The 23,998-nt window shown below is 69.9% G+C and carries 21 protein-coding genes and 1 pseudogene; 16 read left to right on the forward strand and 6 right to left on the reverse strand.

Annotated features, from left to right (window positions below; genetic code table 11):
• Positions 1 to 43: 43 nt before the first annotated feature.
• A complete protein-coding gene (locus tag Pph01_RS05810; RefSeq protein WP_204072281.1) occupies positions 44 to 1,936 on the forward strand; it encodes an ABC transporter ATP-binding protein in 1,893 nt (630 codons plus the stop codon).
• Between the two features lie 10 nt (positions 1,937 to 1,946).
• Entirely contained in the window at positions 1,947 to 3,014 is a 1,068-nt protein-coding gene (locus Pph01_RS05815; protein ID WP_204071919.1) for an iron-siderophore ABC transporter substrate-binding protein, read from the forward strand.
• Positions 3,015 to 3,126: 112 nt separating this feature from the next.
• Here Pph01_RS05815 and Pph01_RS05820 read toward each other — a convergent pair whose 3' ends face one another.
• Together Pph01_RS05820 and Pph01_RS05825 are read right to left on the reverse strand one after the other, a co-directional pair.
• Complete coding sequence (locus Pph01_RS05820) at positions 3,127 to 3,291, reverse strand: MbtH family protein (RefSeq protein WP_373315635.1); 165 nt, start codon at positions 3,289 to 3,291, stop codon at positions 3,127 to 3,129.
• 249 nt (positions 3,292 to 3,540) lie between these two features.
• Complete coding sequence (locus tag Pph01_RS05825; RefSeq protein WP_204071921.1) at positions 3,541 to 3,768, reverse strand: hypothetical protein; 228 nt, start codon at positions 3,766 to 3,768, stop codon at positions 3,541 to 3,543.
• A gap of 141 nt (positions 3,769 to 3,909) precedes the next feature.
• Here Pph01_RS05825 and Pph01_RS05830 point away from each other — a divergent pair, with 141 nt between their 5' ends.
• The 3 genes from Pph01_RS05830 to Pph01_RS05840 are packed head-to-tail and all read left to right on the forward strand — an operon-like array spanning position 3,910 to position 6,888.
• A complete protein-coding gene (locus Pph01_RS05830) occupies positions 3,910 to 4,947 on the forward strand; it encodes a FecCD family ABC transporter permease (protein ID WP_239116464.1) in 1,038 nt (345 codons plus the stop codon).
• A 2-nt stretch (positions 4,948 to 4,949) separates the two neighbouring features.
• Positions 4,950 to 6,032 (forward strand): FecCD family ABC transporter permease, encoded by a 1,083-nt coding sequence (locus tag Pph01_RS05835; protein ID WP_239116465.1) that lies wholly within the window; start codon positions 4,950 to 4,952, stop codon positions 6,030 to 6,032.
• Between the two features lie 4 nt (positions 6,033 to 6,036).
• Positions 6,037 to 6,888 carry an ABC transporter ATP-binding protein gene (locus Pph01_RS05840; protein ID WP_204071923.1) on the forward strand — a complete coding sequence of 284 codons (852 nt, stop codon included), beginning with the start codon at positions 6,037 to 6,039 and terminating at the stop codon, positions 6,886 to 6,888.
• Here Pph01_RS05840 and Pph01_RS05845 read toward each other — a convergent pair.
• Positions 6,872 to 7,117, reverse strand: coding sequence for a hypothetical protein (locus Pph01_RS05845; protein WP_308441883.1), 246 nt, complete (start codon positions 7,115 to 7,117; stop codon positions 6,872 to 6,874). The genes Pph01_RS05840 and Pph01_RS05845 overlap by 17 nt on opposite strands.
• A gap of 68 nt (positions 7,118 to 7,185) precedes the next feature.
• Here Pph01_RS05845 and Pph01_RS05850 point away from each other — a divergent pair, with 68 nt between their 5' ends.
• Positions 7,186 to 7,995 carry a SidA/IucD/PvdA family monooxygenase gene (locus tag Pph01_RS05850; RefSeq protein WP_239116466.1) on the forward strand — a complete coding sequence of 270 codons (810 nt, stop codon included), beginning with the start codon at positions 7,186 to 7,188 and terminating at the stop codon, positions 7,993 to 7,995.
• 275 nt (positions 7,996 to 8,270) lie between these two features.
• On the opposite strand, the gene Pph01_RS05855 is transcribed toward Pph01_RS05850, so the two are convergent.
• Entirely contained in the window at positions 8,271 to 8,933 is a 663-nt protein-coding gene (locus Pph01_RS05855; RefSeq protein WP_204071924.1) for a DUF4190 domain-containing protein, read from the reverse strand.
• Between the two features lie 541 nt (positions 8,934 to 9,474).
• Here Pph01_RS05855 and Pph01_RS05860 point away from each other — a divergent pair.
• The 8 genes from Pph01_RS05860 to Pph01_RS05895 all read left to right on the forward strand — a co-directional run bounded on the left by Pph01_RS05860 (position 9,475) and on the right by Pph01_RS05895 (position 19,880).
• The gene (locus tag Pph01_RS05860; protein WP_204071925.1) at positions 9,475 to 11,205 is read left to right on the forward strand and encodes an MFS transporter; all 1,731 of its coding nucleotides are present in this window, start codon (positions 9,475 to 9,477) and stop codon (positions 11,203 to 11,205) included.
• Positions 11,206 to 11,384: 179 nt separating this feature from the next.
• Entirely contained in the window at positions 11,385 to 11,864 is a 480-nt protein-coding gene (locus Pph01_RS05865; protein WP_204071926.1) for a MarR family winged helix-turn-helix transcriptional regulator, read from the forward strand.
• Between the two features lie 52 nt (positions 11,865 to 11,916).
• The gene (locus Pph01_RS05870; protein WP_204071927.1) at positions 11,917 to 12,723 is read left to right on the forward strand and encodes a maleylpyruvate isomerase family mycothiol-dependent enzyme; all 807 of its coding nucleotides are present in this window, start codon (positions 11,917 to 11,919) and stop codon (positions 12,721 to 12,723) included.
• 182 nt (positions 12,724 to 12,905) lie between these two features.
• Complete coding sequence (gene zwf, locus Pph01_RS05875) at positions 12,906 to 14,297, forward strand: glucose-6-phosphate dehydrogenase (protein WP_204071928.1); 1,392 nt, start codon at positions 12,906 to 12,908, stop codon at positions 14,295 to 14,297.
• 103 nt (positions 14,298 to 14,400) lie between these two features.
• Positions 14,401 to 16,473, forward strand: coding sequence for a transketolase (gene tkt / locus Pph01_RS05880; protein ID WP_204071929.1), 2,073 nt, complete (start codon positions 14,401 to 14,403; stop codon positions 16,471 to 16,473).
• A gap of 99 nt (positions 16,474 to 16,572) precedes the next feature.
• Complete coding sequence (gene pgi, locus Pph01_RS05885) at positions 16,573 to 18,198, forward strand: glucose-6-phosphate isomerase (RefSeq protein WP_204071930.1); 1,626 nt, start codon at positions 16,573 to 16,575, stop codon at positions 18,196 to 18,198.
• A gap of 45 nt (positions 18,199 to 18,243) precedes the next feature.
• The gene (gene gnd / locus Pph01_RS05890) at positions 18,244 to 19,275 is read left to right on the forward strand and encodes a phosphogluconate dehydrogenase (NAD(+)-dependent, decarboxylating) (protein ID WP_239116467.1); all 1,032 of its coding nucleotides are present in this window, start codon (positions 18,244 to 18,246) and stop codon (positions 19,273 to 19,275) included.
• 260 nt (positions 19,276 to 19,535) lie between these two features.
• On the forward strand, positions 19,536 to 19,880 hold the full coding sequence (locus tag Pph01_RS05895; protein WP_204071931.1) for an MmcQ/YjbR family DNA-binding protein: 345 nt from the start codon (positions 19,536 to 19,538) through the stop codon (positions 19,878 to 19,880).
• 351 nt (positions 19,881 to 20,231) lie between these two features.
• Here Pph01_RS05895 and Pph01_RS05900 read toward each other — a convergent pair whose 3' ends face one another.
• The gene (locus Pph01_RS05900; RefSeq protein ID WP_204071932.1) at positions 20,232 to 21,287 is read right to left on the reverse strand and encodes an alpha/beta fold hydrolase; all 1,056 of its coding nucleotides are present in this window, start codon (positions 21,285 to 21,287) and stop codon (positions 20,232 to 20,234) included.
• A gap of 326 nt (positions 21,288 to 21,613) precedes the next feature.
• Positions 21,614 to 21,814: pseudogene (locus Pph01_RS42655) on the reverse strand (IS5/IS1182 family transposase); the annotation flags it as partial.
• Positions 21,815 to 22,091: 277 nt separating this feature from the next.
• Here Pph01_RS42655 and Pph01_RS43645 point away from each other — a divergent pair.
• Positions 22,092 to 22,430, forward strand: coding sequence for an isocitrate lyase/phosphoenolpyruvate mutase family protein (locus Pph01_RS43645; RefSeq protein ID WP_204072284.1), 339 nt, complete (start codon positions 22,092 to 22,094; stop codon positions 22,428 to 22,430).
• 145 nt (positions 22,431 to 22,575) lie between these two features.
• Positions 22,576 to 23,871, forward strand: a complete 1,296-nt coding sequence (locus tag Pph01_RS05915) for an MFS transporter (RefSeq protein ID WP_204071934.1) — start codon at positions 22,576 to 22,578, stop codon at positions 23,869 to 23,871.
• Positions 23,872 to 23,998 lie beyond the last annotated feature (127 nt).

The raw sequence follows: 23,998 nt of genomic DNA on the forward strand, positions 1-23,998 counted from the left end.
GGACCAGCCGGCCGACCACACAACCGACCGCGCGACCGATCAAATGGCCGACCACACGGGCGGCTCCGGGCGCTCTTCCGAGCCGGGCGGGCCGGCCCGCGAGCTGCTGCCGACCGCGACCCCCGCAGAGACGCGCGCCGCCGTACGAGACCTGCTGCGCCCGCACCGGGGGCTGGCCGCCGCCGGGTTCGCCGTGATGGTCGGGGCGACCGCCGTCGGGCTGGCCACACAGCCGCTACTCGGGCGCATCGTGGACCTCGTCGCCGAGCGGCATCCCGCTGGAGCGCTGACGCTTCCCGTGGCGCTCCTGGGAATCGTCGCGGTCGCGCAGGGCGTCACCACCGCGCTGGGGCTGTCGCTGGTCTCGAGACTCGGCGAGACCGTGCTCGCGCGCCTGCGTGAGCGTTTCGTCGACCGGGCTCTGCGGCTGCCGCTGGAACGGGTCGAGAAGGCCGGCTCCGGCGACCTCACCGCACGCGTGACCGCCGACGTCTCACAGGTCGCGGAGGCGGTGCGGACCGCACTGCCCGAGCTGGCGCGTTCGCTGCTGTCCATCGTCCTGACACTCGTGGCCCTGGCCGTGCTCGACTGGCGCTTCCTCGTGGCGGCGCTGCTCGCGGTCCCGGTCCAGGCGCACACGGCCCGCTGGTACGTGCGCAACGCCGTCCCCCTCTACGCGCGGCAGCGCGTGGCCGCCGGCGCCCAGCAGCAGCAGTTGCTGGACACCATCGGCGGCGCCGCCACGGTGAGGGCGTTCCGCCTGGAGGCCGAGCACATCGACCGGGTCACCCTGCGCTCCTGGTCGGCAGTCGAGCTGACGATGCGAGGCGTTCGGCTGGTGCTCCGGTTCTACAGCCGACTGCACGTGGCCGAGTACACCGGCCTGGCGGCCGTGCTGATCGCCGGTTTCGTGCTGGTGCGCGACGGGTTCGCGTCCATCGGGACGGCGACGGCGGCCGCGCTGTACTTCCACGGTCTCTTCGGCCCGATCAACTCCGCGCTCGTCCTGATCGACGACGCCCAGTCGGCGGGTGCGAGCCTCGCGCGGCTGGTCGGCGTGACCGCCGCTCCTGCCGAAGGGCACGGGCCCGGCCGCGCGACCGATCACCTGGACGAGCACGGGCAAGAGGACACGGGTGCGCGCTCGGCCGGCGACGCGGCCGTGACGGTGTCGGGACTCGGGCACGCCTACGAACCGGACCGGCCCGTGCTGCACGACGTGGACCTCGTCCTGCGGACCGGCGAACGCGTGGCCCTCGTCGGGGCGAGCGGCGCGGGCAAGACCACGCTCGCCAAGCTCGTCGCGGGGGTGCACCGCCCCGCCACCGGCTCGGTACGGCTGGCCGTCGCCTCGGACGACGGACGCCCGGTCGCCCTGGTCACCCAGGAGGTGCACGTCTTCGCCGGCCCCCTCGCCGACGACCTGCGGCTCGCCCGGCCCGACGCCACCGACGACGACCTGCGCGAGGCGCTGGCCCGGGTGAACGCGCTCGACTGGGCCGAGGCGCTCCCCGACGGCATCCGGACCGTGGTGGGCGAAGGCGGTCGCCGTCTCACTCCCACGCAGGTCCAGCGGATCGCGCTCGCCCGCCTCATCCTGGCCGACCCGCCGGTCGCGGTCCTCGACGAGGCGACGGCCGAGGCGGGCAGCACGGGGGCACGCGCCCTGGAATCGGCCGCGGGGCGGGCGATCGAGGGCCGCACCGCCCTGGTCGTCGCGCACCGCCTGACCCAGGCGGCGACCGCCGACCGCGTCGTCGTCATGGACGCCGGCCGGATCGTCGAGATCGGCGCACACGACGAACTGCGGGCCGCGGGCGGACGTTACGCCGCGCTCTGGGAGGCGTGGTCGGACACCCGCGCCCGCCACCTGCCCGGTCCCTCCCGCCCCGCGAACCACGACCCCCAGCACACGACGAATCCGCAATCGACATGAAGGGTTTCTGATGTTCCGCTCCCTGAGAGGCACCCGGCTCGCGGTGGCACTCGCCTCCGGCCTGCTCCTGTTCGGCGCCGCCGCGTGCGGCTCGGACTCCGGCACCACCGGCTCCGCCTCCGGGCAGCCCTCGGCGTCCACGCCGCAGACCGGCGCCTTCCCGGTGACCATCCAGCACAAGTTCGGGTCCACCACGATCCCGGCCGAGCCCCAGCGGATCGTCACCGTTGGCCTGACCGACCAGGACGCCGTGCTGGCCCTCGGCAAGGTCCCGGTCGGGACGACCGAGTGGATCGGCGGCTACAAGGGCGCCGTCGGGCCGTGGGCGGCGGACAAGCTGGGCACGTCCCCCGCGCCGACCGTGCTGAAGGACACCGGCACCGGCCCCCAGGTCGAGAAGATCGCCGCACTGCGGCCCGACCTGATCCTCGCCCTCTACTCCGGGCTGACGAAGGACCAGTACGACCTGCTCACGAAGATCGCCCCGGTGGTGGCGCAGCCCGCGCAGTTCGCCGACTACGGCATCCCGTGGCAGCAGCAGACCGAGACCATCGGCACCGCGCTCGGCAAGCAGGCCGAGGCGAACAAGCTCGTCGCGAACGTCGAGGCCCGCTTCGGCGCCGTGCAGCAGGAGCACCCCGACTTCGCGAAGGCCACGGCGGTGATGGCCACCCCGTACGAGGGGATCTTCGTCTACGGCAGCCAGGACAACCGTTCGCGGGTGCTCACCTCGCTCGGCTTCACGCTGCCCTCCGGGCTGGACACGGTCGTCGGGGACGAGTTCGGCGCCAACATCAGCAAGGAGCGCACCGACCTCCTCGACACCGGCGCGATCGTGTGGATCGTCTCCGACCCCGCCAAGGACTCCGACGCCCTCCACGCGGACAAGCTGTACGGCGACCTGAACGTGGTCAAGCAGGGCCGTGAGGTCTACATCCAGGAAACCGGTGACTACGGCAACGCCATCTCGTTCGTGTCGGTGCTGAGCCTGCCGTACACGCTCGACAAGCTGGTGCCGCAACTCGCGGCGGCCGTGGACGGCGACCCCGCGACGCTGGTGGAGCAGGCCGCCTCCTGACCCACCCATGAGCCGGTCTCCCTGAGCCTCGCCTCCGGCGCAGGGAGCCGAGAGGGGCCGGGCCGCGATCGCGGCCCGGCCCCTTTGCCGTCTCCCGGACGGCTCGGCGCGGTCAGCCGCGCTGCTCCTCCACCAGGCTCTTGGGACGCATGTCGGTCCAGTCGGCCTCGATGTGGTCCAGGCACTCCTGCCGTGTGGCGGGCCCGTGGGCGACCGTCCAGCCTGCGGGCACCTCGACGAAGTAAGGCCAGAGGCTGTGTTGTCCCTCGTCGTTCACCAGCACCGAGTAGACGCCGTCGGGTTCTCGAAGGGGTTGCTGCTCACGGGATCGGTTCTCCTTGTTCTCTTCGTTCTCTTCACGGTCGTTGGGGTCGGGCTCATGAGCACGGGCTCTGTCATCGGCGACGGCCGGCCTCCAGTTCCGCGGCGCGGTCCACGATCGCCGCCAGGGCCCGCAGCCAGGTCTCCGCCAGGTCGGCGACGGCCTCCTCCGTGAGGATCCCCGACGCGTACGACCAGTGGGCGGTCAGCTCGGGACCGCCGGGGCGTCCTCGGTCAGCGCGTTGACGGTCAGGGCGTGGGACAGCGGCATGCCGGGGTCGGCGTCGAGCGCCAGCTCGCGCGTCTCGCGTTCCCCCGTGTCCTCCAGCCGGTACGGAAAGTCGGCCGGAAGAGTCGTTTCCTGCGGAAGCGGCGAGAGCCGCCTGTGCCAATACGCCGTCGCTTCCTCAGTGACTTCTGCCTTACCGGACACAGGTGACCAAGCCTCCCAATCTCTACGAGACGGGACACGGCAAGCCGCGACCGCCCGACATACTAAGGTAAGGATTACCTAACTACACAAGACCGTGCCGGGCTAGAGTTAAGGCCTGCCTAACCTAAGGAAGCTGAGTCGTTGGAGAGCCCGGTGCCGCGGGGCGGGGGCCTTCGCCCCGTCCTTCTCGTGGTGGTGCTCACCGCCCTCCTCGTGCTGCTCTGCCTGTTGTCGATAGCGCTCGGCGCGCTGAGCATCCCGATCGACGAGGTCGTGCGCGCGCTGTTCGGCCATCCGGAAAGCACACGCGTGGAGAACGTCATCTGGTCGGTGCGGATCCCGCGCACGGCCCTCGGCCTCGCGGCCGGTGCGGCGCTCGGTCTGGCCGGTGCGCTCATGCAGGCCCTGACCCGCAACCCGCTCGCCGACCCCGGGGTGCTCGGGGTCAGCGCGGGCGCCGCCTTCGCGATCGTCGTGTCGATCGCGTTCCTGGGAGTCGGGTCGCTGTTCGGGTACATCTGGTTCGCCTTCGCGGGCGCGCTCGTGGCGAGCGTGGCCGTCTACCTTCTCGGCGGCCTGGGCCGGTCGGGACAGACGCCGGTGAAGCTGGCGCTGGCCGGAGTCGCCGTCACCTCGTTGCTGACCTCGCTCACCGGCGCCGTCGCGCTGACGGAGCCCGACGCGCTCAACCGCTACCGGTTCTGGAACGCGGGATCGCTCGCCGACAGGGACGCCGGGGTGGTGCTCCAGGTGTTGCCGTTCCTCGTCGTGGGCGCCCTGCTGGCGTTGTCGAGCGCGCCCGCACTCAACAGCCTCGCCTTCGGCGACGACGTGGCCGCCTCCCTCGGCCGGCGGCTCGGCCTGGTGCGGCTGCGCGGGGTGGCAGCGGTCACCCTGCTGACGGGAGCCGCGGTGGTGGCCATCGGGCCCGTCGTGTTCGTCGGGCTGGTGGTCCCGCACGTCGCGCGGGTCCTCGCCCAGCAGGCCGGCATCGGCCCCGACCATCGATGGCTGCTGCCGCTGTCGGCGGTGCTCGCGCCCTGCCTGGTCCTCGCGGCGGACATCATCGGCCGGCTGGTCGTGCGGCCGAGCGAGATCCAGGCGGGGATCCTGGTCGCGTTCATCGGCGCGCCCTTCTTCATCGCCCTGGTCCGCCGACGCCGGCTCGCGGAGGTGTGAGCGTGACCCCGTCAGCCTCCGCATCCTCCGCCGCCGTCACGGGCTCCTCCCGCCGCACGTTCCGGCTGGCCGTGCCGCCCGTCTCCGGCGTCCTGCGGCCCCGGCTCGCCGCGGTCTGCGCGGCGCTCGCCGCGGGCGTCTTCCTGGTCTTCTGCTGGGGCGTCACGATCGGCGACTACCCGATCGGCCTGGGCGAGGTGATGAAGGCGCTCGCCGGCTCGGGTGACCCCGGGACGCTGCTGGTCGTCAGGGAGTTGCGGCTGCCGCGCGCCGTGGTCGGGCTGCTGGCCGGCGTCGCCTTCGCCGTCTCGGGCGCGTTGTTCCAGACGATGACCCGCAACCCGCTGGCCAGCCCGGACATGATCGGCATCATTGAGGGCGCCGGGACCGCCGTGGTCGCCGGCATCGTCCTCGGCTGGGACGGCGGTCTCGGCACCCAGTCGCTGGGCCTGCTCGGCGCGGTCGTCACCGCACTGGTCGTCTACGTGCTGGCCTGGCGCCGGGGGACCACCGGCTACCGGATCATCCTGGTGGGCATCGGGGTCGCGTGGATGTGCACGAGCGCGACCGACTTCCTGATAGCGCGCGGCGGGCGGTTCCAGGCGCAGGCCGCGATGGGCTGGCTCGTGGGCAACCTCAACGGCCGCGACTGGCCGCAGGTGGGCCCGCTGGCCGTCGCCGTGGCCGTCCTGGTGCCGGCCGCCCTGCTGCTGGGCCGCTGGATGCGGACGCTCCAGCTCGGCGACGACCTGGCCACGAGTCTCGGCACGCCTGTTCAGCGCGTCCGGCTCGCGCTGCTGCTCGTCGGCGTCGGGCTGATCGCCTTCGCCACCGCCGCGGCCGGCCCGGTCGCGTTCGTCGCGCTGGCCGCGCCGCAGATCGCGCAGCGCCTGGCCGGCACGGCGTGGCCACCGCTGGTCGCGTCGGGACTGACCGGTGCGCTCGCCGTCCTGTCCGCCGACCTCATCGCGCGCACGCTCATCCCCGGCACGGAACTGCCCGTCGGAATCGTCACCGGCGTCCTCGGGGCGCCGGTCCTGCTCTGGCTACTCATCCGCGCCAACCGCGCGGGCTCAGGAGGCTGAACGGATGTCGACCACAAGCCCGGACCTGCGGGCGAGCGGGCTGCGCCTGGCGTACGACGACCGGCTGATCGTCGACGAGCTCGACCTGGCCGTTCCGCCCGGCCGCGTGACCGCCATCGTCGGCGCCAACGCCTGCGGCAAGTCGACGCTGCTGCGAGCCCTGGCCCGCCTGCTGGCGCCCCGCGGCGGCGCCGTACGGCTCGACGGACGGGCCCTGCAGTCGGTGCCGACGAGGGAGCTGGCCCAGCGCCTCGGCATCCTGCCGCAGTCTCCGGTGGCCCCCGAGGGGCTGACCGTCATCGACCTGGTCAGCCGGGGCCGGTCTCCCCACCAGACGTGGTGGCGGCAGTGGTCGGAGGCCGACGAGCGCGCCGTCGCCGGCGCGCTGGCCGCGACGGGCCTCACCGGTCTCGCCGACCGTCCCGTCGACGAACTGTCCGGCGGGCAGCGTCAGCGCGCCTGGATCGCGATGGCCGTCGCCCAGGGCACAGAGGTGCTGCTGCTGGACGAGCCGACCACCTACCTGGACCTGGCACACCAGATCGACGTCCTGGACCTCGTGGCCGACCTCAACAGGCGGGAGAACCGCACGGTCGTGATGGTCCTGCACGACCTCAACCAGGCCTGCCGGTACGCCGATCACGTCGTCGCCATGAAGGCGGGACGGATCGTCGCCGAGGGCGCCCCCGCCGACGTCGTCACCGCCCGGTCGGTCGAGGAGGTCTTCGACCTGCGCTGCCAGGTGATGACGGACCCGGTCAGCGGCACGCCCCTCGTCATCCCGATGGGCCGCCACCACGACGGGGCCGCCGCGGACTCGGCGGACGCCGGCGCCGGGGTCAGGGCCGCCCGGTGAGGTAGCCGCCCATGGCCGTGAAGTAGTCGGTGGCCGCGTGCTCGACGCCGTCGTCGGTGTGCAACCGCCTGACGGCCAGACCGCGCCGCCTGACGGCCAGACCGCGCCGCCTGCCGTTCTTGGCGTCGGCGCCGGCGACGATGACGACGCCGTCCCCCTCGCGGATGAAGACGCGGCCCGGGGTGCCGCCGTAACGCGCCTCGGAGACGGCCGCCGACACGATGCGGATCCGCTCGCCGCGGTGGTAGGTGAACGCGTTGGGGTACGGGTCGGACTGCGCGCGCCCGCAACATCTCCGTGGCCATCGGACTCGAACCCCACCTGCCGCCGGGCACGGTCCTGTCCGAACGCGTCTGGCACAACAGCCAGCTCATCCCGCGCGTCGCGGAACTGGCCGGTACCGGAGCCCCCGTCCGGCGGGCCATCGTCCTCGGCGCCGGGCAGAGCGCCGCCGAGGCGGTCGACTACCTGCACCGCACGTTCCCGGACGCCGAGGTCTGCGCGGTCTTCGCCAAGTACGGCTACACCCCCGCGGACGACAGCCCGTTCGCCAACAGGATCTTCGACCCGGAAGCGGTCGACGTGTACTTCAACTCCCCGCCCGGTGTGAAGCAGTCACTCGTCGACTACCACCGCGGCACCAACTACTCGGTGGTCGACATGGACCTCATCGAGTCGCTGTACGCGGCGATGTACCGCGAGAAGGTTCAGGGGCGGGAACGCCTGCGCATGCTCAACGTCTCCCGCATCAGAGACGTCCGCCCCGTCGACAGCCGCCTCGACGTCACCGTGGAGTTCCTGCCGACCGGCGAGCGCGAGGTGCTCAGCTCCGACGTGCTGGTACATGCCACGGGCTACCGTCCGCACGACGTCGGCACGGTGCTGGGTGAGGCCGCCAAGCTCTGCCTGCGGGACGAGGAGGACGCCGTCCGCGTCGCCCGCGACCACCGCCTGGAGCTGACCCCGGGCGTGACGGCGGGAATCTACCTCCAGGGCGGAACCGAGCACAGCCACGGCCTCAGCTCCACCCTGCTGTCCACGACGGCCATCCGGGCGGGCGAGATCCGCAACTCTCTGCTCACCCGCAGGATGGCCGAGGCGTCCTGACGCCGCCGAGGGCCATCCCCGTGCGCCGCCGAAGGTGCACAGCTCGTTGAGGGCGCCGGTGTCCGCGTCGATCCTGTCCGGCAGCTCCGAGGACGGCGACGCGTCGTCGACGGTCTTCGCGAAGGCGGCGTAGTCGCCGGGAAGTCGTCACCTTGGCGAGTGTTCCCGCCCGTCACGCGGACGCGGCGCACGGCGACGACGTGCTCGAACGGCCTCGCGGACTCTGGTGGTGCCCCCGCGCGTCGCGACCGCGACGCGCGGGGGCGCCCCGGCCCCTACTGCTGGACCTGCGTGCCCAAGGTGCACAGGGAGACGACGGCGTTGACGTCCTTGGTGACCCTGGTCTCGAGGTCGGAGGGAGGCGCCGTCTTGTTGTTGAGCGCCTGGAGGAGGTCGTCGTAGTCGCCCGCCAGCGTGGTCATCGCCTTGCGCACGTCGTCCTTCTTGGAGTTGTCCGCGGCGGTGTTGAGCTTCGAGACGATGGACGTCAGCTCCTTCTTGAGCGCGGCGGGCTCCGACGAGAGCTTGAGGGCGTCGTCGACGATCACCTTCTGCCCGGAGACGCAGCCGGGGTCGAGGACGGTCGCGACGTTCTTGCCCACCGTGTTGGCCACGACGATGACCAGTCCGGTCCAGCCCGCCGTGACGACCAGCGAGATGACGATGCCGGCGATCGCCAGGCCCCTGCCCTTCCCGCCGCGCTTCGGGGCCTGGACCAGGCCGACGATGCTCAGGATGAAACCGATCGGGGCGACCAGGAACGCCAGGACGAATCCGGCGACGGCGAGGCCGTTCGAGGCCTTCACCGGAGGTACGGCGCCGTATCCGTACGGGTCACCACCCGGGTAACCGGGCTGACCCGGCTGGCCGGGCTGACCCGGGAATTCACCGTGAGGCTGACCGGGGAAACCGGCGGGGGGAGGTACGGGGGAGCTCATAGTCTCATCCATTCGAGAATTTTCTTGATTCGCGGCATCGGGCGACCGGTCCGGATCGAGCGACCCGGGCACGCTCCCGTGAGCGCGAACGTGCACTCCGGGCAGCAACGGTGAGGGAAGACCGGCACAGACGTGGTGCAACCGTCCGGCGGTCAGGTCATCCGAACCTCATTCGCGTTCACGCTCCGCATCAGGTGGTGACGCGAATATCTCCTGTCAGCCCGAATTAGGCCGCTCGGGACTTTACTGGTGCTGTTCTCTGAGGACAAGTTCGCCGTTTGCGGATCCAATGAATCGAATCCGAACAGAAACCGAATACTTCCCGAAGATCGCTGATCCGAACCGCCATCCCTGACGCCCCTCCATCCGCCGGCACGTCCCGCCCCCGGACGTCGTCAAGGCCGTCACGCCGGCCAAGGACAGACCACCTCAGCGGAGGACGATCTACACAAGCCATGCCAGATCGGGGCGGCGTCACTCCCGACGACTCCCATATAGTTAGTTGACCTAAATTAACTAAACACCCGGAGGGGGCTGGCCGATGGCGGTCGAGGGAACACTCGAGACCACGTCGAAGCGAAGGTGGGGCGGTACGCCGCGGATCGATTCCGATCATCCCCACTACAAGTGGGTGGCACTGTCCAACACGACCCTGGGCACGCTGATCGCCACGATCAACAGCTCGATCGTGCTGATCTCGCTTCCGGCGATCTTCAACGGGATACGGCTCGACCCTCTGCAGCCCGGCAACGTCAGCTACCTGCTCTGGATGCTGATGGGCTACATGCTGGTCAGCGCCGTTCTCGTGGTCAGCCTGGGCAGGCTCGGCGACATCTTCGGCCGCATCAAGATCTACAACGCGGGCTTCCTGCTGTTCACGCTGACGTCGATCGCGCTGTCCTTCGATCCGTACCAGGGCGGCGCCGGCGCGCTCTGGCTGATCGGCTGGCGGGTCGCGCAGGCCGTCGGCGGCTCCATGCTGATGGCCAACTCGGCGGCGATCATCACCGACGCGTTCCCCTCCCGGCAGCGCGGCATGGCCCTCGGCGTGAACATCGTGGCCGGCATCGCGGGCTCGTTCATCGGCCTCGTGCTGGGCGGCCTGCTCGCCGAGTGGAACTGGCGGTCGATCTTCTGGATCAATGTGCCGATCGGCGTCGTGGGGACCATCTGGGCCTACCGCTCCCTGCACGACACCGGTGTGCGCCGTCCCGCGAAGATCGACTGGTGGGGCAACGTCACCTTCGCCGTCGGGCTCACCGCGCTCCTCGCCGGCATCACGTACGGCATCCAGCCGTACGGGGGGCACACGATGGGCTGGACGAGCCCGTGGGTGCTCACGGGGCTGATCGGCGGCGTGGTCCTGCTCGCGCTCTTCTGCTACATCGAGACCCGGGTCACCGACGCCATGTTCCCGCTGAAGCTGTTCCGCAACGCGGTCTTCGCCGGCGGCAACGCCGCCACCCTGCTGGGGTCGATCGGGCGCGGCGGCCTGCAGTTCATGCTCATCATCTGGCTGCAGGGCATCTGGCTGCCGCTGCACGGTTACGACTACGAGGACACTCCCCTGTGGGCCGGCATCTACCTGCTGCCGCTCACGGTCGGGTTCCTGGCCGCCGGGCCGCTCGCGGGCTACCTGTCCGACAGGTTCGGCGCCCGCCTGTTCGCGGCGAGCGGCCTCGTGCTCATGGCGGTGTCGTTCCTCGGGCTGCTCGCGCTGCCGACGGACTTCGACTACTGGGCGTTCGCGGCGCTGATCTTCCTCAACGGCCTCAGCGGCGGCCTGTACGCCGCGCCCAACACGTCCCTGATCATGTCGGCCGTGCCGGCGGAGGCCCGCGGTGCCGCCTCCGGCATGCGGGCCACCTTCCAGAACGCCGGCATGGTGTTGTCGATCGGCGTGTTCTTCTCGCTGATGGTGGCCGGTCTCGCGAGCTCGCTGCCGCACACGCTCAGCACGGGTCTCACCGCGCAGGGAGTCCCCGCCGCGTCGGCGAACGCCATCGCCGCGCTGCCCCCGGTGGGCACCCTGTTCGCCGCGTTCCTCGGCTACAACCCCATCCAGCAGCTCCTCGGGCCGCAGGTGCTCGGACAGCTCCCGGCGGCCAACGCGCACACCCTCACCGGGCGGGAGTTCTTCCCGAACCTCATCACCGGCCCGTTCCACGACGGACTCGTGGTGGTGTTCTGGCTCGCGATCGTCATCTCGCTCGTCGCGGCGGCCGCGTCCCTCATCCGCGGTCGCGAAGAGGCCGCGGCCTCCACCCGATAGCGTTGGGGCTCCCGCACGTGCGTGAGCACGCCGGGGGCCTGACAGGCCGTCGCGGTCCCCCCCGCACGGCGAGGCGCCCGGCGACCCCGTGCGGGGTGGGACCGCAAGGACCCAGCCCGTACGGTAGGGCCCGTACGGTAGGGATGGTCACGGCAGCCAGCGGAAGAGCCGGAGGAACGATGGGTGACCCGACCGGGCAGCACACCCGGCAGGCCACGGGTGGGGATCTCGACCCGGAGGAGGTGGGCAGGCTCCGGCTGGTGATCGCCAGGCTGCACCGCCAGATGGCGCAGGCCTCCGGCAGTCAGGACCTCACCTTCGCGCAGTTGTCGGCCCTGGCGCGGATCGAGCAGCGCGGCCCCATCCGGCTGGGCGAGCTGGCGACACGGGAGGGCGTCTCCGCGCCGTCCATGACCCGGACCATCACTCCCCTGTCGGCGGCCGGGCTGATCGGCAAGGCGCCCGACCCCGAGGACGGCCGGTCGTTCCTGGTGGCCATCACGGCGACCGGGAAGAGGACCCTCGCGCGGATCCGGAAGGAGCGGTCGGCGCTGCTCGCGCGGCGCATCGACAGGCTCGACGAGCGGCAGCGTGAGGCGCTGGCGGCGGCGATCCCCATCCTCGAGATCCTCGTGGACGAGACCGCCGAGCGATCCTGACGGGTTCGCGGGCGGCCTGGCTCTTTCCGCCGGTCGATCTATGCTCGAGCCCATGAGCTCAGACGAACGCGACCGGTCGCACGAGGACCACTGCTCGCTCCTCAGCGCCGAGATCGGCCGGCTGGTGGACGGCGTGCTGGGCGGCGACCCCACGGCCGAGGTCCCCACCTGTCCGGGGTGGACCCTGGCGAAGCTGCTGAAGCACGTCGGCATCGTGCACCGCTGGGCGCGCCACCTCGTCGCCGAACGGGTCGCCGAGCCGCTGTGGTCCCGCGACTTCCCCGTCACCCTGCCCGGCGACCCCGGCGCGTACCCGGACTGGCTGGCGGAGGGAGGCGCGGAGCTGGTCACCACATTGCGGGCCGCCGATCCCGGCACTCCCGTGTGGTCGTGGGGCGCACGGCACGACGCGGGTTTCTGGGCCCGGCGGATGCTGCACGAGACGACGGTCCACCGCGCCGACGCCGAGTTGGCCCTCGGTCGCGATCCTCACGTCGAGGCAGGCACCGCCGCCGACGGCGTCGACGAGTTTCTCGCCAACATCAGGGTGGCCGCGTGGACGGCCGAATCTCTGCGGGAACTGGGCGGCTCCGGGGAGACCCTCCACTTCCACGCGACCGACGTCCCCGCCGCGGGCGCCCGCCCGGACGGCGGCGGCTCCGGAGAGTGGATGATCACACTGAGCCCCGGCTCGTTCACCTGGACGCACGGCCACGGCAAGGGCGACGTCGCCGTACGCGGGCCGGTGAGCGACCTCCTGCTCCTGCTCTACGGCCGCCGCGAGCCGTTCGGCGGGGCCTTCGAGGTGTTCGGCGACCGCGACCTGCTCGCCCGCTGGCTGGCGAAGACCACCTTCTGACGCGCCCTTCCCTCCGTCGGCGTGCTCGCACCCGCACTGTCACCATTTATTGCCGCTTAACGCCATATAAGCGCTATGCGTGCTTTATATCCATTTGGGCGACCTGCGGGTATAGGTGCGAGGAGAAACGTCCGGGGCAGGCCCCGCCTCTCATCCCGGCGGGACGGCGTGGAGGGGGCACCGTGAACGAGCGACCGGGGCAGGTCCTGGTGTTGTACGGCATCACCGGCGACCTCGCGAGGAAACTGGTGCTCCCCGCGCTGTACCGGCTGACGCTGCGCAGGAGACTCGACGTGCCGATCGTCGGCATCGCCCACGGCCACCTGGATCGCGGCCAGCTCCACAGGCACGTCCACGACAGCGTCGCCGCCGCGTGCGGACAGGTCGACGGGGCAGCGGTCGAGTCGCTGGTCTCCCGGACCGAACTGGTCTCCGGCGAACTCTCCGACCACGCGACCTACGAAGGCATCGGCCATGCGATCGGCGACCGGGGATTCGCCGTGCACTACCTGGCCGTGCCGCCCTCGCTGTTCGCGCAGATCGCCGAGGGGCTGGGCGCGGCGGGTCTCACGGGCGACGCGCGACTGGTGGTGGAGAAGCCGTTCGGGGACGACCTCGAGTCCGCCGAGCGCCTCAACGAGGAACTGCATCGGCACTTCCCCGAGGAGCGGTTGATGCGGGTCGACCACTTCCTCGGCAAGGACGCCGTCGAGAACCTCCTGATGTTCCGCTTCGCCAACAGCATCCTCGAACCGGTCTGGAACCGCTCGCACGTCGCCTCCGTCCAGATCACGATGGCCGAGTCGTTCGACGTCGCCGATCGCGGCCGGTTCTACGACGCGGTCGGCACCGTCAGGGACGTCGTGCAGAACCACCTGTTGCAGGTGCTGGCCTACCTCGCGATGGACCCGCCGTCCGATGAGAGCGCGGAGGCCGAGCGCGACGAGAAGCGGCGGCTGCTGTGCGCGGTCCGGGCGATCGACCCGGGCGAGACGGTGTACGGCCAGTACGACGGCTACCTGGACACGCCGGGCGTCGCCGCGGGGTCGACGACGGAGACGTACGCGGCCATGCGGCTCTGGATCGACAACTGGCGCTGGGCCGACGTCCCCTTCCTCATCAGGGCGGGCAAGGCCCTCGCGGTCACCACGACCGAGATAGCCGTCGAGTTCCACCGCCCGCCGCGCACCCTGTTCCTGTCCCCCGACTGCGACCGTCCCCCGCCCAACATCGTGCGGTTCCGGCTCCAGCCCGGCCCGGGGGTGACGTTCGACCTGCTCGCCAAGGATCCGGCGACGACCGTGGGCACCCGCGAGGTGAAGGTCTCCGTCGACTTCGCGAGTCAGCTGGGCTACACCGAGAGCGCCTACGAGCGGATCTTCGCCGGTGCGTTGTCCGGAGACCCGCGGCACTTCGCCCGTCAGGACACCGTCGAAGAGGCCTGGCGCATCGTCGACCCCGTCCTCGACGCCAAGCAGGCGCCGGAGCCGTACGAACGGGGCAGCTGGGGGCCGGCCTCGGCGGACCGGCTCGCCCCCGGCGGCCACTGGATCCCGACCGAGGTCCACGCGTGACCGCGGCCGCCCGGCCCGCGCTGCCGAGGCCGGGACACGCCGGGCCTCCGCTCCCGAGAGCGGGACACGCCGGGTACCGGCATCGAAGGGAGGCGCGCCGATCATGACCGACCTCGACACGCTGTCGATCAACACCATCCGCGGCCTGTGCGTCGACGCCGTGCAGAAGGCGAACTCCGGGCACCCCGGCACTCCACTGGGCATGGCCCCCGTGGCGTACACGCTGTGGCAGCGGTTCCTGCGGTTCGACCCCGCCGACCCGATCTGGCCGAACCGCGACCGTTTCGTTCTCTCGGAGGGACACGCCTCGGCGCTGCTGTGGTCCCTGCTCCACCTGAGCGGCGTCCGGGCCGTCGACCCGGACTACGAGATCCTCGGCCACCAGGCTGTCACGCTCGACGACCTGAAGACGTTCCGCCAGCTCGGCTCGCATGCTCCGGGGCATCCCGAATACCGCCTGACCAGCGGCGTCGAGTCGACCACCGGCCCGCTCGGCCAGGGCGTGGCGACCTCGGTCGGCATGGCCATAGGCGGCAGGTGGCTCGCCGCCCGGTACAACCGGGAGGGGTTCCGGCTGTTCGACTTCGACGTGTACGCGCTGGCGGGCGACGGCTGCATGATGGAGGGCGTCTCGTCGGAGGCCGCCTCGCTCGCGGGTCACCTGGGGCTGGACAACCTGTGCTGGATCTACGACTCCAACCGGGTGACCATCGAGGGCCACACCGACATCACCTTCACCGAGGACGTCGCCGCCCGGTTCATCGCGTACGGCTGGAACGTCACGACGGTGGCCGACGCCAACGATCTCGACCAGGTGAGCCGCGCGCTGCACACGTTCAGGGCCGAGCACGAGCGGCCCACCCTCGTGGTGGTGCACAGCCACATCGGCTACGGCTCCCCCGTCGAGGGCACGCCGAAGGCGCACGGCGAGCCGCTGGGACCCGACGGCGTCAGGGCGGCGAAACGTTTCTTCGGCCTGCCGGAGGACGTCGACTTCCACGTCCCGCCGGAGGTCTACGACTGCTTCGCCCAGGGCGTCAGGGAGCGCGGAGGCGAGGCGAGAGCCGCGTGGGAGGTGACGCTCGAGGCGTACCGGGACGCCCACCCCGGCCTCGCGGACGAGCTCGACCGGATCCAGCGCAGGCGGCTTCCCGACGGGTGGGAGGACGCGCTGCCCGTCTTCCCCGCCGACCCCAAGGGCCTGGCCACCCGCGACTCCTCTGGCCGCGTGCTCAACGCGCTCGCGCAGGCCGTCCCCTGGTTGGTGGGCGGCTCCGCCGACCTGTCCCCTTCGACGAAGACGCACCTGTCCTTCGAAGGCGCGGGCGACTTCCAGCCGGGCGAGCCCGGCGGGCGCAACCTCCACTTCGGCGTGCGGGAGCACGCGGCCGCCGCCGCCGCGAACGGCCTGGCCCTGACCAAGCTCCGCCCGTTCTGGTCGGGCTTCCTGATCTTCTCCGACTACGCGCGGGGAGCCATCCGGTTGTCGGCGCTCATGGAGATCCCGGTGCTGCACATCTTCACGCACGACTCGATCGGCGTAGGCGAGGATGGGCCGACGCACCAGCCGGTCGAACAGCTCGCCTCGCTGCGGGCGACGCCCGGCCTGCTGGTGTTCCGGCCCGCCGACGCGAACGAGGTGGTGGAGACCTGGCGGGTGGTGGCGCAACTGCGGCACGAGCCGGCGGCGCTGGTGTTGTCCCGGCAGGCGCTGCCCACGCTCGACCGGTCGCGCTACGGCGCGGCCTCGGGGGTGGCGAAGGGCGCGTACGTGCTGGCGGAGGCTCCCTCGGGCGACCCGGACGTCATCCTCCTCGCCACGGGTTCCGAGGTGTCGATCGCGCTCGCCGCCCGCGACGACCTCGCCGGCGAAGGCATCGGCGCGCGCGTGGTGAGCATGCCGTGCTGGGAACTGTTCGACCGCCAGCCCAGGGAATACCGCGACCAGATTCTGCCTCCTTCGGTGAAGGCGAGGGTGGCGGTCGAGCAGGCGTCGACCCTCGGCTGGGACCGCTACGTCGGCGACGGGGGCGCCGTCGTCGGCATGCACACCTTCGGCGCCTCCGCGCCGCTCAAGCAGTTGCTCACGAAGTTCGGATTCACCCCGGAACGCGTGGCGGGCATCGCCCGCGAACTCGTGACCGGCACGCGTTCGCCCGATCCGGGTCCCGGGTGAACAGCGGACGGGGCGCATGGGGAAGGATGCAACCACTGACATTTCGCAGGTCTGACCGCCGCGCGGCGGCCACCTCGCCAGCGACCGGAGGAATCACCGATGCCCACCACCCCGCTCCGCGACCGCGCCTCCTGGAAGGCGCTCGAGCGGCACCACGCCGAGATCAGCGGCCGCCACCTGCGTGAGCTGTTCGCCGAGGACCCGGGGCGTGGCGAGCGCATGTCCGCGGAGGCGGCGGGGCTGTACCTCGACTACTCGAAGAACCGGGTGACCGGCGAGACGCTGAACCTGCTGAACGACCTCGCGCGGGAGTCGGAGCTGGAGCAGCGCAGGGACCTGATGTTCGGCGGCGAGCGGATCAACACATCCGAGAAGAGGTCGGTGCTCCACGTCGCGCTGCGGATGCCGCGGGACGCCGAGCTCGTCGTCGACGGCGCCGACGTCGTCGCGGAGGTCCACGAGGTCCTCGACCGGATGGCCGAGTTCGCCCGCCACGTCCGGTCGGGCCAGTGGAAGGGCCACACGGGCAAGCCCATCAGGAACATCGTCAACATCGGAATCGGCGGCTCCGACCTCGGGCCCGTCATGGCGTACGAGGCGCTGCGCCACTACAGCAAGCGGGACCTGAACTTCCGCTTCGTCTCCAACGTCGACTCGACCGACTTCGCGGAGGCGACCCACGACCTGTTCGCCGACGAGACGCTGTTCATCGTCAGCTCCAAGACGTTCGGCACGCTGGAGACGCTCACCAACGCACACTCCGCGCGCGAGTGGGTCGTCGCCCAACTGGGCACCGACGAGGCGGTGGCGCGGCACTTCGTCGCGGTCTCCACGAACGCCGAGCGCGTCGCGGAGTTCGGCATCGACACCGCCAACATGTTCGGCTTCTGGGACTGGGTCGGCGGCCGCTACTCCATGGACTCGGCCATCGGCCTGTCGACGATGCTCGCCATCGGGCCCGAGCACTTCGGCGAGATGCTGGCCGGCTTCCACGAGATGGACGAGCACTTCCGCACGGCGCCGCTCGCGGAGAACCTGCCGGTCATCATGGGCCTGCTCTCGGTGTGGTACGTGAACTTCTTCGGCGTGCAGAGCGTCGGCGTCATGCCGTACGAGCAGTATCTGAAGCGGTTCCCCGCCTACCTGCAGCAGCTCACCATGGAGTCGAACGGCAAGCACGTGACGCACGACGGCGCGGTCGTCGGCTACGACACCGCCCCCGTCTACTGGGGAGAGCCGGGCACCAACGGTCAGCACAGCTTCTACCAGCTCCTCCACCAGGGGACCCGGCTGATCCCCGTCGACCTGATCGGTTTCGGCAAGAGCCTCAACCCGCTGGGCGACCACCACGACCTGCTGATGGCCAACGTCTTCGCGCAGGCGCAGGCCCTCGCCTTCGGCAAGACCGAGGAGGAGGTCAGGGCCGAGGGCACCGCGGACGACGTCGTGCCGCACCGGGTCATGGAGGGCAACCGCCCGACCAACGTCCTGCTCGCCGAGCGGCTCACCCCGCAGATGCTCGGCGTCCTGGTGGCGCTGTACGAGCACATCGTGTTCGTCCAGGGCACGATCTGGGGCATCGACTCCTTCGACCAGTGGGGTGTGGAGCTCGGCAAGGTGCTCGCCGGCCAGATCGCCCCGGAGCTGATGAGTGACGAGGAGCCCGAGCTCGCCCACGACTCGTCCACCGACACCCTCATCCGCCGGTACAGGGGGCTGAAGTAGGCCTCACCTGAGCCCGGGTAAGGCCCGGGCGGAACTGGAGGAGCAATGGCGACCGACAGGCCCATGCAGCTCGGCATGATCGGCCTCGGCCGGATGGGGGCCAACCTCGTCCGGAGACTGATGCGGGACGGCCATCGCTGCGTCGTCTACGACGTGAACGAGAGCGCGGTCCGCGAACTCGAAGGTGAGGGCGCGACCGGCGCCTCCTCCCTCCAGGACTTCACGGCCAAGCTGGACAGGCCGCGGGCGATCTGGCTCATGTTGCCCGCGGCCGTCGTCGAGCCGATGCTCGGCAAGCTGGTCGAACTACTCGACGAGGACGACGTCGTCATCGACGGCGGCAACTCCTACTACCGGGACGACATCGTCCGGGCCAAGCGGCTCGCCGCGAAGGGCATCCACTACGTCGACTGCGGCACGTCAGGCGGGGTCTGGGGGCTCGAGCGCGGCTACTGCCTCATGATCGGGGGCGAGGCCGCCGCGATCTCGCGGCTCGATCCGATCTTCCGTACGATCGCGCCCGGCGCCGGCGGCGTGGAGCCCACACCGAGCCGGGCACAGGGTGACGGGACCGCCGCGGAGGGCTACCTGCACTGCGGTCCCAGCGGCGCCGGGCACTTCGTGAAGATGGTCCACAACGGCGTCGAGTACGGCATGATGGGCGCGATCGCCGAGGGCCTGTCCATCATCCACCACGCCAACGTGGGCAAGGAGGGCCGCGAGATCGACGCCGAGACGGCGCCGCTGCGCGATCCCGAGGCCTACCAGTACGACATCGACGTCGCCGAGGTCGCGGAGGTCTGGCGTCGCGGCTCGGTCGTCTCGTCGTGGCTCGTCGACCTGCTCGCCGACGCGCTCGCGCGCTCGCCGCAGCTGGACGGTTTCGAAGGACGCGTCTCCGACTCGGGCGAAGGCCGCTGGACGGTGGACGCGGCGATCGACGAGGGCGTCCCCGCGCCGGTCATCACGGCGGCGCTCATCGAACGCTTCGAGTCGCGGGGGCTCGGGCACTTCGCCGACGCGGCCCTGTCCGCCATGCGCAGCGAATTCGGCGGCCACGCCGAAAAACGCACCTGACCTAGGCGTGATCATGCGCAGGTTCGCCGGGAACCCCGCCGACCTGGCCTGATCCTGGGCGTGATCATGCACACATTCGGCCGGAGGCGCTCCGACCTGGTCCGATCCCGGGCGTGATCATGCGCAGATTCGGCGACAGCGTAATCGGCCTGCGCGGACACCTGCCGTGATCATGCGCAAGACCGCGGCCCGCCGCATGACGGAAGACGAGATCGAGGCGATCGCAGAGAAATGTCGGACGGCTTTGGTACATGTAGGCCATGGGTGTGACCGTCGACGAGTTCCTCAAAATGCTGAACGACCTTCCCGAGGTCAAGTTGAGCGACAGCGACAGCTGGATCGCGTTGAAGGTGCGCGACAAGGGCTTCGGCTACCTGTGGGAGCGCACCGAAACCGTGGGCCTCAAGGCGACGATCGAGGAACAGATCGCGCTCGTGGCGGAGCGCCCTGAGGTGTTCGAGGTCCAGTTCACCGCGGGCCGGTTCGGTTGGGTCGTCGTACATCTGGCGAAGATCGACCCTGAGGAACTGTTCGAGCTGGTCACCGAGGCCTGGTGCCTGACGGCCCCCAAACAACTCGTCGAGGCCTTCGAAGCCCGCCGCTGACCCTCGCCGTGATCATGCACGAATTCGGCAGCGCCCCCTCGCATCTGCGCCAAGCCCGTTCGTGATCATGCGCACATTGGGCGAAAGGGTGCCTGACCAGGCCCGATCTCGGCCGTGATCATGCATAGGCTCGAAAACAGTCCTCTCACATCGGACGTCTCCTCGCACGCGTCCGTCCATCCAACAGGCCTACCCAGGCGGTGAACCACGTCCTGTTCATCCAGTCCCTCGACCGTTCCGTCGCCGGATCTCGCCGGTGGAGATCCTCGTAACCACCGGCGCGATCCTGTCTACGGAGATGCTCCCCGCCGCCTGTAGGGATCGTCGTTGCTCATCCCTTGACGGTGAAAGCTACTTCTGCAGGAAGGAGCGCAGCAGAGCCGTCACTTCCTTCGGCCTCTCCTCGTTCACGAAGTGGCCGGTATTCTTCAGGACTCGTCCCTGGACGTTCACGGCGTACTCACGCCACTGGTTGGGGACCCCTGAACCGAAGGAATACTGACCACCGATCGCGAGGATGGGCATCTTCAACTTGCCCTGAGCCAGGAACTCCTTGTTCTGCTGAACATCTGTGCGGAGCCCACGGTAGACATTCATCCAGGCCGTCGCGCGGCCGGGCTCCTTCAGGAAGTGGGCGTAGTAGTCAAAGTCCGACGCCGTGAACGGCGACTTGTCGTCCGCCACGTACTCAAGCATCATGTCGTGGACGAGGACGCGTTCGTGACCGGCCATGAGCTTTTCAGCGAGGGGCAGCTGGAACAGGCCGAAGTGCCACGGCGAGGGCTTGTTCGGGTCGGCGTTGAGCGCCGGGTAGGTGTAGATGCTCTTATCCGGGATGGGAGCTTCCATCACAGCCATGCTCCGCACTTCCGACCGGAACTGCGCCGCGTAGCCGTAGGCGACCCACATACCAATATCGTGGGCGACAACCTGGACGCCGTTGTTGAGCTTCAGCTGCGTCAGCAGCTGATGCACGTCCTTCGCCAACTGCGCTGCGTCGTAACCACCCGCGGTGACCTGGGACTCACCAGCACCACGCAGGTCGACGGCGATCACGGTGTGGGTCTTGGAGAGCGGAACCATCTCCTGCCGCCACTCGGACCAATCCTCAGGGAACCCGTGGATCATCACCACAGGTGAACCTTTACCACCCCGCATGTAGTGCATACGAAAGCCATTTACTTCCGCGTACTTGGACTGAAAACCAGCGGGTGGCTGAGACTGCGGGAAGGACGACGGTGACTGCGCCGCCACGGAGCTATGCTCGCGACCCTCGCCCCATGCTCCAGAGCTCAAAGCCGCGGAGACCACCAGGAGGGCCACCAACGCCGCAATGAGCGCGATGAACCTGTTGTTCCTTCCTATTCCGATGCCCGGATCTTCGCTGGATTGCTTGGTGTCGTTCACTTTCTTGTTCTTTCTCTGTGTGTTTCGGCGTTCACTGCAGGCGCTGGTACGCGGTGCCGACGTGCACGGTTGCGGTCTGTCGATCAGGTGAGGATCGGCGCGGCCGACGCGGCGAACGAGGCCAGGGCTTGACGGGACCACTCGTCTTGAGAGGACGGCTTCAATGGCAGGCCGGTAACTGGCGAACTCGGCATGAAGCCCAGCGTTCTTACGACGTTCACGCAGTCAGCGACGCTGAGCTCGCCTGACGCAACTTCGTTCTCCGGCGCGCCCATCATGCACCACAGAGGACCATTTAGTCCAAAAAGGTGATCGACAAGCGTACAGCGATACACGCCCAGACCGGAGCCGTGCTCCTCGCCACGCCGGGCAATGAGCGGCGCGATCCCGACCTCGCAGGCCTGCCTGCGGTACTTGTCGTGGCCGTAGCCGCGGTCGGCGTAGTGCGTGTCTGGTCGCCGGCGGGGCCGGCCGCGACGGCCCCGCACTGGTGGGATCGCGTGGATGAGCGGCATCAAATGAGTCAGGACCAAGCGCACACGCTTGCCGAAGCCGCGATAGCCTAGTTTGGACGGAATCGTCCTATTAGCTCCTGGTCGACGGATCGACCGAACTCATCGGGCCAACCACCCACCGCAACTCGAGGACGGAGCACGCAGGAGCCATCAGCCGCGGAACCGACTGCGCCGATGCTGGGGTAAGACGGCGCAACGGATCTGACACTAACCAGGCGGAACAACCGTTCACGCAGCTGCGCACGGACGGATCGTTCTGACCGGTCGTACGGACAATTTCTTGTAGGGGATTTCTGACGTCGATGACACCATCCGCCGCCTCTCCGCTTACGCGGAGGCAGGAGCTGACCTCCTCTACGCACCGAACCTGCCAGACAGGGCCTCCATCAGCGCAGTCATCAGGGCTGTCGCCCCCAAGCCGGTCAACGTCCTCGTCAGCCCCCAAGATGCGGCTACCCACGCGGAACTCCAGACGATCGGTGTCCGCCGGATCAGCCTTGGGGTCGACCCGTACACGCACGCCCTCGCGGCTACACAGGCGGCTGCGGCGAAGCGTGCGAAGGGAGACCTGACGGCACTCGCATCAAATCTCAACTTCGGCCACATCATCGACCTCATCAAGGGCTAACACGGCCGCGCAGCCGCGCACTGGGCCCATGGAGCCAGATCGCAACGTGAGCTGTTTTGAATGCCCGCGTGACTCGCGCAGATACACCCTCGGGTGCTTACAGAGCGGAGCCCGGTCAGGAGCAAGCGATGAGTAAGGAGAACACATGATCCAAAACGAAGAGGCGACGGCGACACACCGCGCACCGCGGGTGCGCGTGGTCGCGGCATCGTCGTGCGCCGCGGCCGTCCCGACCCAGCTTGCAGCCGCCCGCGCTGCCACCGCTGCTGCGGAGCCCGGTAGCAGGCGGGGCTGGGCGTCCGTCGGTGCGGTCGCGCTCGGCGCGTTCGTCGTCGTCATGACGGAGACGCTGCCGGTGGGGCTGCTGCCGCAGATCGCCGACGGACTGCATGTCTCGCTCGGCCTCGCAGGGCTGATGGTGCTCGTGCCGGGCTTCAGCGCCGCGGTGTCGGCGCCGCCGTTCTTCCTCTGCTCCGGCCGCTTCAACCGGCGCTCGGTCATTCTCGTCCTGTGTCTAACGGTGCTGGTGTCGAACGCGGTCGTCGCGGTGGCGCCGAACTTCGTCCTGGTGCTGATCGCCCGTATGCTCTTCGGCGCCGCCCTCGGAGCCTTCTGGACCGTGGTCGCACCGGTCGGACCCAAGTTGGTGGGCCCGGCCGGCGGAACTCGCGCCATCACCATCATCGCGGCCGGTATTTCGGGTGGGACGGTGGTGGGGCTGCCTGCGGGACAGTTCCTCGGCAACCTCGTCGGCTGGCGTCCCACTTTCGCCATTGCGGCGGCGGCAACACTGCTTATCGTGGTTGTGCAGACGGTCCTGCTGCCGGGTATTCCGCCGGACGGGCGTACGCACCTGCGTGATCTCGTGGGAGTCGTGACGCGGCGGGCCGCCCGGTTTGGGATGGCAGCGGGCGCGATGGTGTTCATCGGACAGTTCGCCGCCTGGACCTATGTCACCCCGTTCCTGATGGACCACACGCATTTGTCCAGCGGCGTGATCTCCCTGCTGTACGTCATCTACGGCTGCGGTGGCATCGTCGGTTCACTCGTCGCCGGATCGCTGTTCAAGCGCGGAGTGATCGGCAGCTTCGCCGGGGCGGCGACGGTGGTGGCAGCGCTGCTCATCGGGCTGGCGAGCGCGGGCACCTTACCCTGGCTGGCTGGCCTGTTGCTCGTGCTGTGGGGTTTGGTCTGGGGAATCGTGAACCCGGGAACGCTGGTCTGGATGCTCGACTCGGCCCCGGAAACCCCGGAAGCCGCGTCTGCGGTGAATGTGACGAACCTTCAGATAGCCCTGGCGGCAGGGTCCGGCCTCGGCGCGATCCTTGTTTCGTCGACCACCTTGCAGACGGTGTTCCTCACGGCGGGCTTCACCGTCCTTGCCTCCGCCGTGCTCGCCGCGGTGGCGGCGCGGTTCATAACACTCGCCCGGAGGGAATGAGAAGACCGGAGCGAGGCAGGGGGTGGCCGGGCGCTCAGAGCCCCGGGCGCACTCGGCGCTCTTGAGAGCCACAGTGATCGGGCTCGCTGAGACTTCATCCGGGGCAGTCAGGAAGGTAGTCCCGACG

Origin of the sequence: Planotetraspora phitsanulokensis (assembly GCF_016863295.1) — a bacterium.
GTDB classification, from domain to species: domain Bacteria; phylum Actinomycetota; class Actinomycetes; order Streptosporangiales; family Streptosporangiaceae; genus Planotetraspora; species Planotetraspora phitsanulokensis.

Excerpts from the sequence above, each read along its gene's own strand:
- Pph01_RS05810 (WP_204072281.1), top strand. The coding sequence starts at position 44 with ATGGCCGACCACACGGGCGGCTCCGGGCGCTCTTCCGAGCCGGGCGGG.
- Pph01_RS05815 (WP_204071919.1), top strand. The coding sequence starts at position 1,947 with ATGTTCCGCTCCCTGAGAGGCACCCGGCTCGCGGTGGCACTCGCCTCC.
- Pph01_RS05840 (WP_204071923.1), top strand. The coding sequence starts at position 6,037 with ATGTCGACCACAAGCCCGGACCTGCGGGCGAGCGGGCTGCGCCTGGCG.
- Pph01_RS05855 (WP_204071924.1), bottom strand. The coding sequence starts at position 8,933 with ATGAGCTCCCCCGTACCTCCCCCCGCCGGTTTCCCCGGTCAGCCTCAC.
- Pph01_RS05860 (WP_204071925.1), top strand. The coding sequence starts at position 9,475 with ATGGCGGTCGAGGGAACACTCGAGACCACGTCGAAGCGAAGGTGGGGC.
- Pph01_RS05865 (WP_204071926.1), top strand. The coding sequence starts at position 11,385 with ATGGGTGACCCGACCGGGCAGCACACCCGGCAGGCCACGGGTGGGGAT.
- Pph01_RS05870 (WP_204071927.1), top strand. The coding sequence starts at position 11,917 with ATGAGCTCAGACGAACGCGACCGGTCGCACGAGGACCACTGCTCGCTC.
- tkt (WP_204071929.1), top strand. The coding sequence starts at position 14,401 with ATGACCGACCTCGACACGCTGTCGATCAACACCATCCGCGGCCTGTGC.
- pgi (WP_204071930.1), top strand. The coding sequence starts at position 16,573 with ATGCCCACCACCCCGCTCCGCGACCGCGCCTCCTGGAAGGCGCTCGAG.
- gnd (WP_239116467.1), top strand. The coding sequence starts at position 18,244 with ATGGCGACCGACAGGCCCATGCAGCTCGGCATGATCGGCCTCGGCCGG.
- Pph01_RS05895 (WP_204071931.1), top strand. The coding sequence starts at position 19,536 with ATGGGTGTGACCGTCGACGAGTTCCTCAAAATGCTGAACGACCTTCCC.
- Pph01_RS05915 (WP_204071934.1), top strand. The coding sequence starts at position 22,576 with ATGATCCAAAACGAAGAGGCGACGGCGACACACCGCGCACCGCGGGTG.